Source organism: Levilactobacillus sp. HBUAS70063 (assembly GCF_038374745.1).
Classification (GTDB): domain Bacteria; phylum Bacillota; class Bacilli; order Lactobacillales; family Lactobacillaceae; genus Levilactobacillus.
In genome coordinates this window covers 23837-42328 of the sequence record NZ_JBANSM010000002.1, presented here as the reverse complement: position 1 = coordinate 42328, position 18492 = coordinate 23837, and the positions used below count along the sequence as shown (strand labels likewise).

Here is an 18492-nt window from a genome sequence, read left to right as displayed (position 1 = left end):
AAAATCCTCCCCACGAAAATGATTTTTTCATCAAGCCACGTCCTGGCTCAACTACTTGGTGCCATCATAGATCCCCCAGTGATGGGCGACAAGCCGTAAAATTTACCCCGTTAGTTCCTAAATAAAATCAGCCGGGTTCGTCATCACTCCGGGCGATCTTCCGGTATTTTCATGAAAATCGGTCGTCACCGTCACGGGCCGTGATTATTGGCGATTCCTTTCCACGAAAGAAGCGAAGCACCATGGGATCGGGTGGTTTCGTGCGGACACCATTAGCCCCACCAGCTAGTTCCCGCCAACCCCGAATTTCCGCGGCCCCGGCGGTCGTTTAAGGGCGTGACCGTGAAACGCCAAAAGAGTCCCCAACAATCGCGACCACGTCACGCTTGTCAGGGACTCTTGTAGCATTCATTTAACGTTAAACCACTAGGCGACTCGCGGTCTTAGCCGAAGAAGCCACCGTTGATCTTGTAGGTCCGCCGCATCCAGAACATCACGGCAATGGAGACCAGCCCCAAGATAATGCTTGGCCATGGCATCAGGATTGGGTTGACCACGCCCGGCAACATTTGGGCCAGGTAGAACAACGCCATCCAGACCAGGAACCCGAGCAAAACAATCAGGGCCCGCACGAAGCCGTTGAGCTTGTGCTTAATCTTCGGGCTAAAGAGCCGTGGCATGATCGGCAGGATGAACCCGGCAATCAGGGCACTGACGGTGATGGCCGTGATCCCCACGGGACGACTCGTGGTCATCAGTTTCGGTGAGAAGAGGTACATCAACCCAAACATCAAGTTGAAGATCATGAAGAACGTCAAGGCGTTGTACAACATGTTCGGCCAATAGTTGCGCCCAAACAGTTCATTGTCCGGCTTAGTTGGGCCTTCAACGACTTCCTTCACGCGGGATTCGATGTCCCCGTACGTGTTCTTCCCGGTCTTGCCACGCTTCTGACCTTCAACCAATTCGTTGACCATGTCTTGGACGGCTTGAGCCTTCTTCTCCGGCGTCAACTTGGTCTTTTCAAGCTCCTTGTTGAAGCGGTACATGTATTCGGCATTACGCTTGGTCAAGCCAAGATTATCAAACGCTGCCCGTTCATTGACCGCCACCGAGTTACGGTTCTGATGAACGCCCGCATTGCGGGGAGTTTGCTTGTTATCACTCATCTACTTCTGTTCCCTTCTAAACGTTGAACCGGAATTCGACGATGTCGCCGTCTTCCATCACGTAATCTTTACCTTCAACCCGCAGCTTGCCGGCTTCCTTGACGGCCGCTTCGGATTCGTACTTATCCAAATCATCGAATGCCATGACTTCGGCCCGGATGAACCCGCGTTCGAAGTCGGAGTGAATAATACCGGCCGCTTGAGGGGCCTTAGTGCCCGTCTTAAACGTCCAAGCCCGGGTTTCCTTACCACCAGCCGTGAAGAACGTTTGGAGCCCTAAGAGGTGATATGAGGCCCGAATTAAGCGATTCAACCCGGGTTCTTCTACCCCTTCGGCTTCCAAGAAGTCTTGCTTCTCGTCGTCATCCAACTCCGCAATCTCTTCTTCGGCTTCGGCGGCGACGGCAATGGCCTCGGCGCCTTCCTTAGCGGCGTAGTCCTGAATGTTCTTGAAGTACTTCGAGTTCTCCGGATCAGCCATGTCGTCTTCGGCGATGTTGGCCACGTATAAGACCGGCTTAGAGGTCAACAGGAAGAGGCCCTTTACGATCTTGGTCTCGTCTTCATCGAAATCAATGGTCCGCACGGCGCCACCGGCTTCTAGGACGGGCTTAATCTTGGTCAACACGGCCAATTCGGCCTTGGCCTCCTTGTCGCTCCCCTTGGCCGCGCGTTCCACCTTGGCCAACCGCTTGTTAACGGCTTCCAGGTCGGACAACCCGAGTTCCAAGTTGATGGTTTCGATATCATCGATGGGGTCGATCTTCCCAGAAACGTGGGTGATGTTGTCATCGTCAAAGGCCCGCACGACGTGGACAATGGCGTCAACTTGGCGAATGTTTTCCAGGAACTTGTTCCCGAGGCCTTCACCCTTGCTGGCCCCCTTGACGATCCCGGCAATATCTGTAAATTCAAAGGTGGTTGGGACAACCTTCTTGGCTGGAATTAACTCCTGAATCCGGTCGAGCCGGCTGTCGGGAACTTCCACCATCCCCACGTTAGGGTCAATCGTCGCAAACGGGTAGTTCGCCATTTCGGCACCCGCCTTGGTAATCGCGTTAAATAAAGTTGACTTCCCGACGTTCGGCAGGCCAACGATCCCTGCAGTTAATGACATAGCAATTATTCACTCTTTCCATTATCGGTATCGGCCTTGCGGACCAATACCTTTTTTAATTTCTTTTCAAACTCGCGCCGTGACAGCATCACAACGTGGCCACAATTTGTACACTTGATCTTAATATCGGCGCCCATCCGGGTAATCTCCCAGCGGTTCGCGCCGCAGGGATGGGGCTTCTTCATTTCCACCAAATCGCCTAAATCGTACATCCTTTGGCCTCCCTTGCTTAATCCGTGTGGATATTCAACAGGTCCAAGATACGGTTCAAATCGTCATTGGAGAGGTATTCAATCTCGATCCGGCCCTGGTGATCATCCCCATTGCCTTCGTTGATGGATACCTGGGTTCCGAAGCGTTCTTGGAGTTGATTCTCCGTGGAACGCAGGAACGGTGACTTCTTCTTGGCCGGTTTCTTGGCCAACTTCTTGGCGGCCCCGTTGAGCTTGCTGACCTCGGCCTCTAATGCGCGAACGGTCATGCCATCCGCGACGGCCTTCTTGGCTAAGGCCACTAACTTGGTCTTATCCTTTAAGGACAGTAGCGTTCGAGCCTGCCCCATCGACAGCTCGTTTTTTTGGAGCATGTCTTTGACGGCCTTGGGCAAGCCCAACAGCCGCAAGTAGTTGGCGATATACGGCCGGCTCTTACCTAAACGTTCGGAGACCTGGGCCTGCGTCAAGGTGAGCTTGGTCATCAAGGTATCGTAGGCTTCGGCCTCTTCAAGGGGCGTCAGATCCTCGCGTTGGAGGTTCTCCAACACGGCAATCTCCATCATCTGTTCTTCAGTAACGTCTCTAACAATCGCGGGAATCGTCTCCTTACCAGCTAATTTGGAAGCCCGGAAACGCCGCTCGCCCGCCAAAATCTCGTAACGGTTGGCCCGCTTGTCCGGTTGCCGCACAATAATCGGCTGGAAGACCCCCGTCTTTTCGATGGAAGCCGCTAAGTCGTTTAATCCCTTGTGGTCGAACTTCTGCCGTGGTTGGTACGGGTTCGGGCGAATGTCAGCGAGGGTTAAATCCACCACCGTTTCTTCCCCGGCGTCCACGCCGTTCTCGGCAAACAGCGCGTCAATCCCGCGTCCTAAACTTTTCTCTTTCTTACTTGCCATGGGCAGCTAGCACTTCCTTTGCGAGTTCAGTGTACACCTCAGCACCTTTGGATTTCGGTGCGTAATCAATAATCGGCATCCCGTGACTAGGTGCTTCGGCCAACTGCACATTCCGCGGAATGATCGTGGCGTAGACCTTGTTTTGGAAATACTTCTTCACTTCTTCGTTGACCTGCTTACCCAGGTTGGTCCGGGCATCGTACAGCGTCAACAGGACGCCTTCAATCTTCAGGTCGCGGTTAAAGTGTTTCTGCACCAACTTCACCGTGTTCAGCAGTTGCGTCAACCCTTCCAACGCATAGTATTCACTCTGCACGGGAATCAGGATTGAGTTGGCCGCCGTAAAGGCGTTGATGGTCAACAGCCCCAGTGAAGGCGGGCAGTCGATTAAAATATAATCGTACTGATCGCGAATCTCATCTAAGGCATCCTTTAACCGGGTCTCCCGCGCCATCATTGGCGTGAGCTCGATTTCAGCACCCGAAAGCTGGATGGTTGCGGGAACGATGTCCAACCCGGAATGTTCAGTATGCAAAATCGCGTCGGTAATCGGTGTTTCGTTAACCAAAACATCGTAAACTTCGCGTTCAATGGTGGCCTTTTGAATGCCCACGCCGCTGGTTGCGTTGCCTTGCGCATCGGTATCGACCAGCAAGACCTTCTTACCAGCGGATGCCAGTGCGGCACCCAGGTTAACCCCGGTCGTGGTCTTACCCACGCCACCTTTTTGATTGGCTAATGCGATGATATAGCCCATATGTCGTTCCACCTCTAGCTTTCTTTGGGAATGTCAATGATGATGCGGTAACTGTCCGCCGTTTCTTCTTCCTTGGTCGACAACGTCATGCCGGCATCCGTGACCATCTTAACCGACTGACGAATCGTGTTCACGGCCACCCGGGTATCGCCGGAAACGCTGTGCTTGGTCACCTTGCGTCGGCGCTTGGGTTGCTTGTGTTTGGCAATCAAGGCCTCGGTTTCCTTCACGGTCAGCTGCTGATCGGCGATTCGTTGGAGCATGGCCGGTTGATCGGCCTCGGGCAGTGCGAGGAGCGCGCGGCCGTGGCGTTCGGTAATCTGGCGATTCAAGATGGCGTTACGCACGGGCTCGGCTAACTTTAACAGTCGCAGCTTGTTGGCCACGAACCCCTGGCTCTTGCCAATCCCCTCGGCCAGTTGCGCCTGGGTCAGGTGATTGAGCGCCATGAGTTGTTGGTAGGCGTGTGCCTCTTCGATCGCGGATAACTCCTCGCGTTGGAGGTTTTCGATCAGGGCCATGGAGGCCGTCTCATCATCGTTCATTTCCTCGACGATGGCGGGCACCTCGGCCCATTTCAGACTGTTAATCGCCCGAAACCGCCGCTCGCCCGCGATGATCTCGTAATGGTCGGGCTCATACTGGCGGAGCACAATCGGCTGCAAGAGGCCGTGTTCTTCGATAGTCTGGGCCAACTCGGTGATGGCCGTGGGATCAAACCGTTGCCGCGGTTGGAACCGGTTGGGAATGATCTGCGCAACCGGAATCATCACCACGTTTTGTTTCACGGGATGCGTCGGCTGCGTCGCCTTTTCCCGATTATTTCCAAATAATGAAAATGGCAATTATCTTACCCCCATCCCATTAATCTTCTAACGGTTCTTTGTTCGGCGTTCCCGCTTTACGGGGGTAACGCTTAGGTGTGTGTTTCACCTTGTCAATGACCACGATGTGGCGTTGATCGTGACTGACCGGTAGTTCAAACGCATGGTCGGCGCTTAATTCACCGCCCAGCGTGGTGATGGCCGTATGACTCACGGCCAACTCGTCGGCGGTCGCGGCCGCCTTCAAGGCGACAAACTGGCCGCCCACCTTGACCAGTGGCAAGCACAGTTCGCTTAACACGGACATCCGGGCCACGGCGCGCGCTAAGACCAAGTCATAGCCCTCGCGGTTGGCCGCCCGCTTACCGCCGAATTCCTCGGCCCGGGCGTGGTGAAAGGCCACGCCGGTGAGGTCGAGCTTAGCGGCCAGTTCGTTTAAGAACGTAATCCGCTTATTCAGCGAATCCACGATGCTCACCTGAAGCTGGGGAAACAGAATCTTCAGCGGTAGGGATGGAAAGCCGGCGCCGGCCCCAACATCGCAAACCGTCAGCGGTTCCGTGCGCAGCGCGGGCACATAAAAAGCCGGGGTCAGTGAGTCGTAAAAATGTTTCAGGTAGACGTCTGGCTCCGCCGTAATCGTGGTTAAATTGACGTGTTCATTGGTCGCAACCAAGAATTCAAAGTACGTTGCGAATTGCTGTTCCTGTGTTGCGGTTAACGTAATGCCTTGCGTGGCTAGCGCGGCACGAAACTCTTCTGGATTCATACACACTCTCCCAGTTCACTTCTGTGAAACACAATTGTTTCACGTTTGATTATACTTTACCTTACTTACCTACGAAACGCAACCGACCAGCCAATCAAAACTGACGGGAAGGGCGCCACGTAATCACGTCGTTTCCTATTATACCGAAAATTCGGTTCACATGAAACGCCTATCACTGGGAAAATAGTTAAAGGGCGGACTCCCGGCGTCACGCTAGGAATCCGCCCCTTTGAAAAAGAAGGCTTCGCGATTGGGCCACCGCCGCCTATAAAAAGGGCTGGTTAACGGTCCGGCGGATGCCGGTCAACCGCGGCCGGTGTTTGGCAAAACCGGTATTGCTGATGGTGATGGTATCGATCACCGGTTGGCCCAGGTACAGCGGATGATTGGTCACGCTGGCCATCCCCCGCTGAATCGTGATCACGTTATAGCTAATCGCGTCGTGAACCTCGTGATAATGAGGATTCTGACAATTAATGTAGGTGGTCGCCGAGCCCACCACCGTGACGGGAATCGTATTATCCACTAAGTAGCTCGCCCCGAAGTGTAAATGACCGGTAAAGATGCCCCCGATGTTGTGCCCGTGCAAAATGGCCAGCAGTTCGCGGTTGTTCTGGAGCAGCGCATACCGCATGGTTCGTAGCGCCGGGGCGTCCAACGGGTGATGGAGAAAGATAAAGGCGCGCCGCCGCGGGGCAATGTGGAGATTCTTATTCAGCCAATCCAGCTGTTCGCGATTCAGCCAGCCGGCCTCCTTGTGGGTCTCCCATTTCGAATCGAGAAAATAGAAATCCATATTCTGATACATGTGCTTATAGGCGTAGTACGGTTGATGTGGCTGGCCCAAGTACCCCGCATTGAATGCCGCCCGGTCGTCCTGATCCCCGAGGATGACCTGAATCGGCGCCTGTAAGCGGGTGGACTGCGCGTTGAGATAGGCGTGTAGCTGCGCATAGTCCTGCCCCGTGCCCCCCTGAATCAGATCGCCCCCCACCACGATCAGGTCGGGCCGAATCTGTTGGGCCAGGACATCGTCAAAGATTTGTTGTAGCTTCTCCATCGGCGGTACCTGTTGATGGTACTGTGGTTCGCCGGTAGCCGCCGTGAGTTGCGGATCCGATAGGTGCACAATGGTGAATTTATTCATGGCCCCGTTGCTCCCCCCCAAAAAAGAATGATCGCCGGTCGCCGGAACACTCAGCAACGGTGAAACCGGACGATCTCTAAGATATCTCTAGCATAGCGAAGTATTGTAAATAATCGGTATGGTCCCTGTCAACATCGTGTAAAGTTTCCGCAGATGGTGAGCAATCTCGCGAAGTCCCGCAACCAATTCGCCGCGTAATTAACTGGATGGGACAAAAAAAGCGTAACGAACTTCACTGAATTCGCTACGCAATCTCTGCTAACCGGTGAACACGCTCACCGGCTAGCGATGACGTTTAGGTTGTCGGGAAAACCATAACATCGGTAACCAAGTCACAATCAGTATGATCAGCGTCTCTGTATCCGTTGTGGACATACGATCATCCTCTTCCCCTTGATTTAATCTCATGATACCAAGCGGATGTATCATTTCTGTATGGAAATCCCCTTGTTTTTGTAAAAGTTTGGGTGGTGGGAATGCCGCCTTACCGTTCGCGCAATATGAGCTGGATCGCGGTGGGCAGGACGCTCCAAGTCTGAGAAGCGGTCTCGAAGCTCGCTTGAAGCCACGAAAATTCCGTGTCTTCAAGTCGCCATTTTACAAGAAAACCACTTGTAAAATCCCACGGCTGAGCTCATATTGCACTCACTCACGGCTACCTGGTATCTCGCCATCCCCATCATTCTTTGCAACCCTTCTGTCCTGGCGATACTACCGCTTTGGCAATGATTGCCACCAGGTTTCGTCAAAATCACGGGCGATATTCCCCTATCACTCCGACGACTCTCCAGAAAAACACTGCCCCACCTAAAAATCCCGGTGCCGTCAACGTCATCGTTGGCCGCACCGGGATTTAATGTCACTGTCTTTTTGCGCTTGAATTAGTTCTTAATAGCCCGAACTTCTTCCAGGAACCACTTGTTGAATTCAACGGCGTCGATATCGACGGAGACCTTCGCGTTGGTCTTGCCATCGTGGTAAGCCCCGCGGATGTCACCCACCGTTTCACCAATGGCTGGACCGTCCGTCTGCACGTCAATCCACATGTCTTCGGTGGTGATGGCTTCTGGATGGAGCAGGTAGAAGATGGTGTTCACGTCATGCATGGCAATCCCCTTGTCACTGTTGTCACCATCGTTGACGATGATGTCATGCAACATCTTACCCGTTTCGCTAATCTTAGGTAATTCTTCGATGCTTTCGTGGGTCAACAAGGCCTTCATGGTGATGTCCAAACCAACCATGACGATTGGCACACCGGACTTGTACATGATAGCCGCAGCATCTGGGTCGGTGAAGACGTTGAATTCGGCGGCACTGGTCATGTTCCCCTTGCCTAAGGCACCACCCATGGCCACGATTTGCTTGATGTGGCTCTTAACTTCTGGGTATTCGGAGAACAGTAAGGCGATGTTCGTGTAGGAACCCGTTGGCACCAAGGTAATGGGTTCGTCGCTGGCCATAATTTCATCGTGTAAGGCTTCTACGGCCGTCTTGGCCAAAGGCTTTGGCAGATCAGTTGGGAAGTCGTAACCGGGCATCCCAGATTCCCCGTGAATCCGAGCGGCGTCTTCAAAGTCCTTGAACAGAGGTTGTTCAGCACCAGAAGCCACTGGAATGTTGGCATTGAAGAAGCGAACAATCTTTTGGGCGTTAATCGTGGTCTTGTCGACCGTAACGTTCCCCGCAACCGTGGTGATTAACTTCAAGTCAATGCTTGGGTCGTTGATCGCCATGGTCAAAGCAGCTGCATCATCAATTCCGGGGTCGGTGTCCATAATAATTTTTGTCGTCATTTTTGTTTCCTCCCAATGAAATTAATTCGGTTTTTATTGCGGCCGTAACCGCTTACCTTAAACCCTTAAGTGAAACCCCGCCGTTACAGCAGGGCACTAAAGACTAAATCAAGTAGGAACAGTACGCCTAACAGGTAGACGGGCCACGTCATGTCCTTGGCTTTACCCAGTGTTAGCTTCATAATCGGATAGCACACGAAACCAAAGGCCAGACCGGTCGAAATACTGTTGGTGAATGGAATCAGCACGATAATCAGAAATGCCGGGAACCATTCGGAAAAGTCGGCCATCTTAATGTTCCCAATCGCCGCCATCATCAGCGCACCGGTAATGATAATCACCGGCGCAATGGCCGCGGATGGCACGTAGGCCAGAAGTGGCACGAAGACCAGCGATAGCGCGAACAGAACCGCGGCGACTAGCGCCATGATACCCGTTCGGCCCCCCGTTTCGATCCCCGAGGCACTTTCGGCCGCGGCAACCGTGGGGCTGGTCCCCAAGAAACTAGACAGGAAGGTCGTCACCGAACTGCCTTCGAACGTCTTCTTGAATTTCTTTTGGTTGGGCAATAAGCCTTGCAACAGGCCCATGGATTCAAAGACCAGAATCATGGTCATGGAGAAGGCCGCCAGAATAAATGGCGTGCTCAGCCAGTGAGAGAAATCATTCTTGAAGACGATCTCGTGATACTGTCCCAGCCGGGCGAGATCAACGCTCGGCGTGTCGCTGTCCTTAACACCGAAGAAGAAGGCCACTAGACTCGTTGCGATAATCGCAATGAAGAAGTTCCCCTTCACCTTGCGGATGTACAGAATCAGACTCAGGACCAGGCCAAACAAAGCCAGTAGTGGCGTGGGTTTGGTCAGATCTCCCAAGACCACCAGCGAAGAGGTCTTCCCGGCGACAATCAGCCCGGCTTTCTCCAGGCCGATTTCCACCAGGAAGAGCCCAATCCCCGCGGTAATCCCGCTCTTCAACGACTCGGGAATAGCCTCCGACAGAATCGTTGAGACCTTGGTAAAGGCGATCAACATGTAAATAAAACTGGCGACCGCCGCAATCCCGAGGGCCTCTTGCCAACTCAAGCCCATGTTCACCACGATGGTGTAGGTAAAGAAGGCGTTGACCCCCATCCCCGGCGTCAAGATGATCGGTGCGTTAGCCCAGAAGGCCATCACCAAACACCCGATTACCGAAGAAAAGATGGTCGCAAAGACACTCAAATCGGTGGGAATCCCCGCATCTTTCAAAATCAGCGGGTTCACAATAATAATATACGAGATGGCGAAAAAGCCAGTAACTCCCGCGATCAGTTCGTTGCGGACGACATCCTTATGCCGCAAGGCTTCTCGTAGCGTCATGTTATTCGCTAAATCCACCTGCGATTGTTGCTTATCCATAAAAATCCCTATCTTTCGATGCGCCAACTCGACGCACAAACTTCAACGGGCTTTGCAACCAGATGGTCTCACGCATCCGGCTGGGTTTCACTTCCCGGCTAGGAAGGTCGGCACCCGTACGGACTAATCGAACAGTTACGAATTAGTCTCGCTACATTGTACACAACATTTGTTAAAACTTCCGGTGAACGGTGGTTAGCCATGATAATCGCTGGTCTGTCACCTTACCGGGCGGGCAAAAATAGCGATAAATGGCCTACCATCACTCACCAAATTAATCCAGGTCTGCCGCGCGCCTATCAACCAGTTTGCCACCGATATTTGTACTAAATCCCTAATATCAAGGCATTAATGGCGCACGCTGTTGACACAGATAGCCCAAAGCCAACGGCCCTGGGCTATCAATTTTAAAACTTCAATCTAACTAACGACGGTACATCTTACCAAACGAAGATACCAACGATCCCGGCAGACAGCAGGGAAACTAAGATCCCGGAAAGTAACATGTAACCAACGTTCTTAGAAATCAATTCGTTGTTTTCGCGGTCGACAATCCCCTTGAAACAACCAATGATCATCCCAGTAGTTGAGAAGTTGGCAAAGGAAGTTAAGAAGACGGTCAAGATGGCACGGTAGTGAGCGGAGAAAGCATCAGTGTTGATGGTAGAAGCAATCTTACCCATGACAACGAATTCGTTCGTAACCAGCTTAGTACCCATGTATTGGGCGAAGCCGAATGCATCGTGGACGTTCAGACCCATTAACCAAGCGAATGGGAACATGATAATCCCTAAGATGTGTTCCAGAGATAACCATGGGTTGAACAATTCAAGAATCCGGTCGATCAATGCGGCTAAGGCAACGAAGGCGATAACGTTTGCGGCGATGATCAAGATCAGACGACCGGCACCCAGGATAGAGTCACCCAAGAATGAGAAGAATGGTTCCTTCTTACCGTCATCTTCAACAGCATCTGATTCAGCAGCGGCGCTAGAACCACCGATTTTGGCGATGGTATCTTCTTCAGGGGCCACTTCAACAGGGTTCAACATGTTCGTTACAATAATGGCGTTCAAGATGTTAATTGGAACGGCCGTCAGAACGAATTGACCAGGAACCATTTGGGTATATGCCCCTAAGATGGAAGCCGTGATACATGACATCGACATCATGGCAAGCGTTAAGTTACGTTCCTTACGCATGCTCTTTAATTGTAATTGAGAAACGGCTAAGGCTTCAGTGTTCCCTAAGAACATCATTTCAACGGAGAAGAAAGATTCGAACTTAGGTTGACCGGTAATGAAGGAAAGGCCACGACCAACCCACTTGATGATCCAAGGCAATACCCCGATGTAAGTCAGGATATCGAACATTGGAACAACTAACAAGATTGGCAGCAGGGAACTTGTGACGAAGTTCATCGTCTTAGCAGTCCCACCAAATTCTGGCGTTACCCAGTTAGGTAAGGCGAAGACGATCCCTTGATAGGCCACTTGCACTAACCAGTTGAACCCATCGGCGGCACCCTTAACGATGTCTTGCCCGATTGAGAAACTGGTGAAGAACCAAGCCAGAACCAAGTTAAGAATCAAAACAATTCCAGTTGATTTCCAGTTGATTTTTTTCTTATTCTTGGAGAATAAGAACGCGATGGCGAGGTAAACGATTACCCCTAAAATATTGACTGCGACTAGCATTGGTCAAAATACCTCTTTCCGATATTATTCTTTGATGTATGGACGTTTGCCATACAAAAGTTGACACGATGTGGCTGCAGAAATTATGTACCGCATAACTTCTGTTACGAACGAACGGCATCAGTTCGTAACCCTAGATTTCAACGTTTTCGGTAAATGGTGAAATTGCAAAATAATAGATGTATCGTGACCTACTCGACGTTGACCTTTGCAACCTAGTGGTTACCCCCTAACGATGATGCTTCCTCACCCCCTTTCAAGGTTCGTTCAAAACTTCTTCTATTGCGTAAATTCATTTAAAAAGCTATGTCCGGCCGCGTGACTCGCTAGGCCGAAATTTTCGAGCACCGTAGCGCCGACATCGGCTAAGGTGCGCCGAATGCCCAAGGCGTGGGTGCTGGGCCGCGAGGCGGAATACGCCAGTACCGGCAAGTATTCGCGCGTTGGCGTGACGGCAACCGTCGGATCGACCGCCTGACTGGCCGTCACGATCAACAGGTCGTTGACGCCCATGTCGTGGATAATCTGTCCCAACGCCTCATCGGTATGCATCAGCGATTCTCCGAAGGCCTCGATATCACCGTGATCCCCGGCAAAGCGGAAATCGGGTAACATCACCAGCGCCATGCCGGAAGCCGGCCGATACAATAGGTCGTTGAGCACTCGGAAGGCCTCCTGATTACTGCCGAGTTGAATCTTCTCGGCGGCATCGTGTGTTTGCAAGTAGCTGAGAAATGGCGCGGCGATGGTGACGGGATACCCGGCTTCGGGTAAGGTGGCCAGCACACTCTGCGTGCGGGTCCGCCCATTGTAGTCCCACATCTCCCGTAACCCGGTCTCTGGACGATTGTCCTGGGCGGCCATGTGGAGCCGACCGTAGAAGCCCATCGGCGTGGCAACCGGGTTAATTCCCAGCAACGGATGGTCAACCCGAATATTTCCGAGACCCAACCGCTGTAATGTTGGAAGATTTAGTTTACCCGACCAACTAACTGCTACATGACCTAACGTATCCGTTCCGACAGACTGGAAGCGGTTTGCGTCCGGGGCTTCCCCCAGGCCTAAACCAGCAAAGTCAATCACGAAAATGCGATGAAATGCCACCATCTCTCACTCCTTAGGTCAGTCCCAACCAGAAAAACCAGCCGGGATTTTTTTGGTCTAGTAATAATATACCGTTTCCGCGAGCCCCTGTAAATGGCTGATTGCAAGAAATCTGAGAAACTCGATTTCCGAACATTACGGCCCTTAATCATTGCGACTGGCCGGTCGCGGCCACTCGATGCCGCGTTATTAGCCGAACTCGCAACCGATTGCATAAAAGGATTTACCAAGCGACCTTGCCCGACATGTTAGCGCTACCAACTAACTGCAAATACCGTACCACCGGGAAGCTAAACTGTCAAACCGTTTTACGCGGTTGACCATCATTTAAGCCCGCCACAGCTTGGTTGACCCGAACAACTTACTCCAGAAGTCATAAAAACGGGCTTCAAGTTGGATGGAGATAACTTGAAGTCCGCTAACTTCCGGAAAGGAGGTTGTGACTTAATTCCCGTTTCGTAATCATCTTAATACTTAATCGCCTCATAACTCATATTTCGAACCAACTGCCGCAGCCGTATCATCATACTATATTTTATTTCTGGCTACCGTTTTGGCTTGTAACCGTGAATCTTAATGCCTTCATTACCCTAACAGAACACGCTTTAACGATTCTACTTGAAATCCTCGCATGACCTCTGTTACCGCAACATCCGAGCTCTAGTTAATGCTTGTGACACTGTCTACACGTCTCTAAACACATACGCTTACGTGAAGCGCTAAGCTGACACTATATTCAGTTGTTCATCATTCTTGAACCTGTTGCTTGAATCTACCAGAGTTCGTTAGAAGGTTTATCGGAGTTGTCTAAACATTCTGTGATACAGGTTTCTCTACTCGTAAATCTGACTTACGTCAAAACGGAAATCAGCTTTGTAAAGCGTTGAATCAACTAGATCATGTGGTGCAATCACAACTCTTAATTCCTTTCCGTGACATAATAGTAACACGGGATGTAAGCGTTTGCAATAGATAAGTCACAACTTCTGGATTTATTTTGCGCATTCCGGCCTAACCGTTACAGGGGCGGCGTTTTTAGCCAAAAAAATATCGCCAACGAGTCGTGGTCGTTGACGATATCGCAACGTATGAATCAATTCCAGGCAAATTCCATGGGTTCTTGTTTGGAGGAAAAGTTTCACAGAGATGAGCTTAGTAAATTGATTCCCAGTTAAGTGAAACAAACTTTGACGGTTGTGTGGAGCTCTGCTCAACACACAACATAGTTATACCGCGAATTGAGGTGTAATGCACACGTTTTGAACGCCAAATTTAACGGCATTCACGATAAGCGTTGCTGGGTAGGCATTCTATGGTAGGGAAATTTATTTAACGATGCCTAGTACCAAGCCGGCTTGTCACCATCGGTATTGGGCTTGTTAACCCCCAGGGATTCACGAATGGCCTGACTGGGATCGGCCACGAGCTTGGCCACCACGGCGGCGATACTCTTGCGTGAGACCTCGGTTCCCTTGAACGGCGTCCCCTTCTTCGTGATCTCGTAATCAATTTCATCCTGGTTGTCCAACCAAGCTGGCCGAATAATCGTGTAGTCGAGATCGGAATTCTCGATGACCTTAGCGGCCGCGGCATAGGTCTCCAAGTAGCCGCCGTCCAGCATCTGGTGGTTCCACTTGCCGAAGTTCCCCGGCACTTCGTCGTAAATGCCCAGGGTCGAAATCCAGATTAACCGCTTAACCTGGCTGGCCGCCATCGCAGCGACGACCGCCTTGGCTTCGTCCTCAATATTGTGGCCGGCTAGATTAGCGTAAACCACGTCAATTCCCGCCATTGCGGACTTCAAGTTGGCCACGCTGCTGGCATCCCCTTCGAAGACCGTAACCCGGTCGCTGGCAGCATCCGCCAACCGTTGCGCGTTCCGTAAGAATAGCGTGAGGTGGTTCTGGTCGTTGTCTAAGAGCTGTGCGGTCGCCAGCTTCGCGATTTTACCGTTGGCACCCAATACTAATACGTTTGTCATCAAGATTAACCCCTTTGCGTTTTAGTTTACGGTTATACTGTAATACTAATAGTTACATTTAGCAACCGAAAGCTTCCGTTAATTTTAACGACGGCCATAAAAAAGTGCCCCAGCCAATAGGACTGGGACACGGTTAGACTTTAAATCAACATTAACGTGACGCCTTCAATCGGCGTGAGGCTGTCGCCAAGGTCGCCGAAAACCAATTCTTTCTTAAAAACCGGTTGATCGAGTTCGGCTAAGTTGGTCTTTTCGATGGTCAGATGATAACGGCCGTGCCGATCCTTGCTTAGGCCATAGTTCACAAATTCTTGTTCGGGGGCGTATTCCGCAAAGTGGACGGCATAGTGTCCGAGCTGGTGGGAAACGACCAGCCGCATCCCGTTTTCATCTCTAAAAATGTGCAAAATTGTTCACTCCTAAATTGATTGAAACTATTCTGACCTCGGCACCAAAACAAAAGGAAGGGCCGCAACAACCCGCCCCTTCCGTTATCGGCTCGTGGCCAATCGAGATTGGGAAACGTGCCGCGGCCATCGACAATCACGGCTCAACCCATGATTAACCTACGTGCGCACAGTGATGTCAGCCTTGCCAAACCACACAGCGGTCGGCTTCACCAGAATAGTTCCTCTATGTACTTAGATTGTACCATACTTGGTGTGAAAAATTTAGTCACGGCGGATTTGTCACCGATATTTGCAAAAATTTAAGCCGGGCCCCTTGCCAGTGGCGGGGCAAACATGCTTCAATATTAGTAATTAAGTAATTAATGAACGGTCGCAACCACCATCAAGCTGGCGAGACGGCCATTTCCCCGCTAATTTAATTATTAATCGACTAATAATTACGCAATTTCAATGGAGGCCCACAATGGCAAATACGAAGAACAGTCAAGCAGCAAAGATTCGTCAACAAATTATCGCTTGGTTACAGGATGACCAGACTTCAGAAGTCGTTTCCGAGGAAAAGTTCCCCGGTATCCGCGGCATTCGGGCCGTCAAGCTCCGGGCAATGCTGGGAAAATTGGGTTACGTCCAGTCCGTGGTCATGGGGGCCGTCTCTGCGGCGCCGTCCATCGATCCCCGCATTAAAAAGGCCGCGGTAAAACCCCGGGAAGTCTATTACTATTTCGACGCCAACACACCGGCCCCGGCAAAGGTACAACGCCAGGTACAACGCCAGGAGCAACGGGCCGCAGCCGCCCACGAGACGACCCTAGTCGCGACGTCTGCGACCGGCTCGTCCGCGGTGCACATCAAGACGACTGGCCTGACGGGACTCTCCGGCACGACCGCCTTCAAACAAGTGCTGACGGCTAACGAACAACTAACCGCAGCCGTGGATGGCTTGTTGACCGCGGCGCAGGATGAACGGCCGCTAACCGACCTCGAGCTGACCTTTCTCACGGAGTTCTCAACCAAGCTGGCCCAACAGACCGAGGCCCTGCAGAACTTTACCACCCAATCTCGGATTGAACGGCTCCGACGCCTATAAGCCGAACTAATTTGTTCGTTGACTAACTTGTGCGTTAAATTGTTTGACCATTTTAACGTTTTCTGTGAAATTCCCTTGACATTTGGGCACGCGACCTTTAATCTGTTATAAATTACTTTTATGGGGGACGATTGCTCATGGCATTACACGAAGACAACCGGGTGTTTTGTGAAAAGACCGAACTTTTCTCAAATTCATTCTACGGCACCATCACCAAGATCTACGAACACTCCGCACTGGTGAAAGTTGAACCTGAACAACTCGCCAAGAAGGAAACGGATAAGATCGACTCCTTCGGTGATTTAGTGGTCATCCGCCTCAGCGAACTACAATTAGTAGACGCCGCTGGTAAGCCCATGGCTGAACCGGACGATGAAGAACTCGAAGCAGCAGAATAACGGGAAACTTAGGACCTGAGATGTGATCTCCGGTCCTTTTTTTACGCACGTATTTACGGAGCCTCCGGCATTCACCATGACGCACAAAAGAAGATGCAAGTTGCCCTGCACCTTCTTCATTTAAACCGAATTAATTGGCATTAACGATCTCGGTTAACTGCTGAATCAGATCCGGCAGCTCCTCGTTGAGAACGTCACTCACATGTTCCTCGATTCGCCGACCATGGGCCGTGATTTCGAAAACGTGATAACGCCGGTCGGTCGCCAAAGTCTCGTCATCAATGTAGCCGTTATTTAACAACCGGCTAATCTGGATTGAAATCATGGATTGACCCACGTTGAGTCGCCGCGCCAATTCACTGGTGCTGACCTTCTCCATGGCGAGTTCGTGTAAAATTCGATATTGTTCGAACGTAATTGCATCCCCGCTGCTTGGCCGCTTAATAAAGGGACGGAGCAACGAATTCAACTGATGAATTCGCTGAACATCCACGGCTAACTTATTGGCTTCCATCATGTTACTCTTCCTCTCTCGTGACCACCGACAGTCTGGTATCGTCGGTCCGTCTTTAACATAGTCATCGCGTAGTGATAGCTTATCGGGTAAAACCATAAGCCCTAAAAGTTACCTCCCCTAAACATCCTACCACAGATAACAGACTACATTATAAACAAATCACATCTTGGCCAAATTCGTTATTATTTCCTTAATATGGAATGCTTTAGAACGTTGATAGACCACTCTTTTCGGGCTAGTACTGCTCATCATCAAAATCGAAGACGTCACGATTGCCTTGCTGGACGTTCAGGATAACTTTACGGATGTGTTCTGGACTTAGTGGATGATTGCACATGGTAAAGCAAGCCGAAACGAGCCGGACACGCCGTTGTAGCCGGCTCTCGTGACCGTCAAAATCAGTCAACATTGACACCGCGAATTCGTTGGGCGCGAAGTGGCGCTGTAAATCCGCATGCTCACACATCAACCGGTATTTAATCCGTTGCGCTTCATCTATCTTCTTGCGGAGCCGCGCTGCCCGATCTCGAAATATCATCTCCATCCCGTTCTCCAACTGTACGCGGACCTTCTTCTCCGAAACCGCATTCACCCGTTCGATGGCTTGAACCCCCACCCAACTGGTCTGATTCTTCCGCTTCGGCTGCTCAGTAACTAAGAGCTGGAGGTTACCGCTGACAACCGGCGTGGGTCCACTTAGATTCAGGATAGCCACGTTCGTGTGGTAATCGTGCCACGTCTTGTCCGTGGAAGCCACTGCCATGTCGACCAATTCTTTAGGGGCTAGGGGTGTTCGAAAGAAGCCATCACGGCTGGTGAGGACGATCGTATCGTCCGGTCGGTTGTTCTTGATAAAGAGCAACGACTGCCAGTCTATTTCGACTTCTCCTCGCGGAACGTAGCGGATCACGTCTGTCGATTTTAGATGGGTAAAATCAATAACACCGCCTTTGTTTTCAATCTCTAATCGGACTGCCTGCGCGAGTCCCCTAGTCAATAAATTAACCATTTACTAATCCCTTTCTCAAGAAAATTAAGGTCTATGACGACTTACCACGGCTTTCCTGTGGCCCAGCTATAGATTCCCACAAAAACCGAATGATAGCAAGAAATTAACATTGAATTTCAAAAATTATTTATCAGACAAAATATAAACAGCTACCCATTATCAAAGGTGTTTGGGGTTCATCGTTTTGCGGGTGATA

General features: G+C 51.2%; 19 protein-coding genes. 3 read left to right on the top strand and 16 right to left on the bottom strand.

All coding sequences use genetic code 11. The features are described 5' to 3' along the window. Positions 1-443: 443 nt before the first annotated feature. The 14 genes from V8I28_RS03100 to V8I28_RS03035 form a co-directional block, all read right to left on the bottom strand. A complete protein-coding gene (locus tag V8I28_RS03100; RefSeq protein ID WP_341778664.1) occupies positions 444-1169 on the bottom strand; it encodes a DUF1129 domain-containing protein in 726 nt (241 codons plus the stop codon). Between the two features lie 16 nt (positions 1170-1185). Continuing rightward, positions 1186-2286: a redox-regulated ATPase YchF gene (gene ychF, locus V8I28_RS03095; protein ID WP_341778663.1), complete on the bottom strand. Its 1101-nt coding sequence runs from the start codon at positions 2284-2286 to the stop codon at positions 1186-1188. 5 nt (positions 2287-2291) lie between these two features. Further along, positions 2292-2498: a DUF951 domain-containing protein gene (locus V8I28_RS03090; RefSeq protein ID WP_168899652.1), complete on the bottom strand. Its 207-nt coding sequence runs from the start codon at positions 2496-2498 to the stop codon at positions 2292-2294. A 17-nt stretch (positions 2499-2515) separates the two neighbouring features. Further along, entirely contained in the window at positions 2516-3400 is an 885-nt protein-coding gene (locus V8I28_RS03085; RefSeq protein WP_168899651.1) for a ParB/RepB/Spo0J family partition protein, read from the bottom strand. After that, positions 3390-4157: a ParA family protein gene (locus V8I28_RS03080; protein ID WP_341778662.1), complete on the bottom strand. Its 768-nt coding sequence runs from the start codon at positions 4155-4157 to the stop codon at positions 3390-3392. The genes V8I28_RS03085 and V8I28_RS03080 overlap by 11 nt, the downstream gene beginning before the upstream one ends. 14 nt (positions 4158-4171) lie before the next feature. Further along, a complete protein-coding gene (gene noc / locus V8I28_RS03075; RefSeq protein ID WP_445928173.1) occupies positions 4172-5002 on the bottom strand; it encodes a nucleoid occlusion protein in 831 nt (276 codons plus the stop codon). 19 nt (positions 5003-5021) lie between these two features. Further along, the gene (rsmG, locus tag V8I28_RS03070; RefSeq protein ID WP_341778661.1) at positions 5022-5750 is read right to left on the bottom strand and encodes a 16S rRNA (guanine(527)-N(7))-methyltransferase RsmG; all 729 of its coding nucleotides are present in this window, start codon (positions 5748-5750) and stop codon (positions 5022-5024) included. Between the two features lie 265 nt (positions 5751-6015). Continuing rightward, positions 6016-6897 carry a metallophosphoesterase family protein gene (locus tag V8I28_RS03065; RefSeq protein ID WP_341778660.1) on the bottom strand — a complete coding sequence of 294 codons (882 nt, stop codon included), beginning with the start codon at positions 6895-6897 and terminating at the stop codon, positions 6016-6018. 881 nt (positions 6898-7778) lie between these two features. Then, positions 7779-8693, bottom strand: a complete 915-nt coding sequence (gene rihC, locus V8I28_RS03060; RefSeq protein WP_233668731.1) for a ribonucleoside hydrolase RihC — start codon at positions 8691-8693, stop codon at positions 7779-7781. Between the two features lie 83 nt (positions 8694-8776). Then, positions 8777-10093: an NCS2 family permease gene (locus V8I28_RS03055; protein ID WP_341778659.1), complete on the bottom strand. Its 1317-nt coding sequence runs from the start codon at positions 10091-10093 to the stop codon at positions 8777-8779. A 440-nt stretch (positions 10094-10533) separates the two neighbouring features. Continuing rightward, positions 10534-11790, bottom strand: coding sequence for a NupC/NupG family nucleoside CNT transporter (locus V8I28_RS03050; protein WP_341778658.1), 1257 nt, complete (start codon positions 11788-11790; stop codon positions 10534-10536). 279 nt (positions 11791-12069) lie between these two features. Beyond that, positions 12070-12897: a phosphopentomutase gene (locus V8I28_RS03045; protein WP_341778657.1), complete on the bottom strand. Its 828-nt coding sequence runs from the start codon at positions 12895-12897 to the stop codon at positions 12070-12072. 1336 nt (positions 12898-14233) lie between these two features. Continuing rightward, the gene (locus tag V8I28_RS03040) at positions 14234-14875 is read right to left on the bottom strand and encodes an SDR family oxidoreductase (protein ID WP_341778656.1); all 642 of its coding nucleotides are present in this window, start codon (positions 14873-14875) and stop codon (positions 14234-14236) included. Positions 14876-15015: 140 nt separating this feature from the next. Beyond that, positions 15016-15282 carry a hypothetical protein gene (locus V8I28_RS03035; RefSeq protein ID WP_341778655.1) on the bottom strand — a complete coding sequence of 89 codons (267 nt, stop codon included), beginning with the start codon at positions 15280-15282 and terminating at the stop codon, positions 15016-15018. A 17-nt stretch (positions 15283-15299) separates the two neighbouring features. On the opposite strand from V8I28_RS03035, the gene V8I28_RS03030 reads away from it, so the two are divergent. The 3 genes from V8I28_RS03030 to V8I28_RS03020 all read left to right on the top strand — a co-directional run bounded on the left by V8I28_RS03030 (position 15300) and on the right by V8I28_RS03020 (position 16770). Beyond that, positions 15300-15440, top strand: a complete 141-nt coding sequence (locus V8I28_RS03030; RefSeq protein WP_341778654.1) for a hypothetical protein — start codon at positions 15300-15302, stop codon at positions 15438-15440. A 308-nt stretch (positions 15441-15748) separates the two neighbouring features. After that, complete coding sequence (locus V8I28_RS03025) at positions 15749-16372, top strand: hypothetical protein (RefSeq protein ID WP_341778653.1); 624 nt, start codon at positions 15749-15751, stop codon at positions 16370-16372. 137 nt (positions 16373-16509) lie between these two features. Next, a complete protein-coding gene (locus tag V8I28_RS03020) occupies positions 16510-16770 on the top strand; it encodes a hypothetical protein (RefSeq protein ID WP_341778652.1) in 261 nt (86 codons plus the stop codon). A 130-nt stretch (positions 16771-16900) separates the two neighbouring features. On the opposite strand, the gene V8I28_RS03015 is transcribed toward V8I28_RS03020, so the two are convergent. Beyond that, positions 16901-17287, bottom strand: coding sequence for a MarR family winged helix-turn-helix transcriptional regulator (locus V8I28_RS03015; RefSeq protein WP_341778651.1), 387 nt, complete (start codon positions 17285-17287; stop codon positions 16901-16903). Between the two features lie 235 nt (positions 17288-17522). Continuing rightward, positions 17523-18197, bottom strand: coding sequence for a hypothetical protein (locus tag V8I28_RS03010; protein WP_341778650.1), 675 nt, complete (start codon positions 18195-18197; stop codon positions 17523-17525). Positions 18198-18492 lie beyond the last annotated feature (295 nt).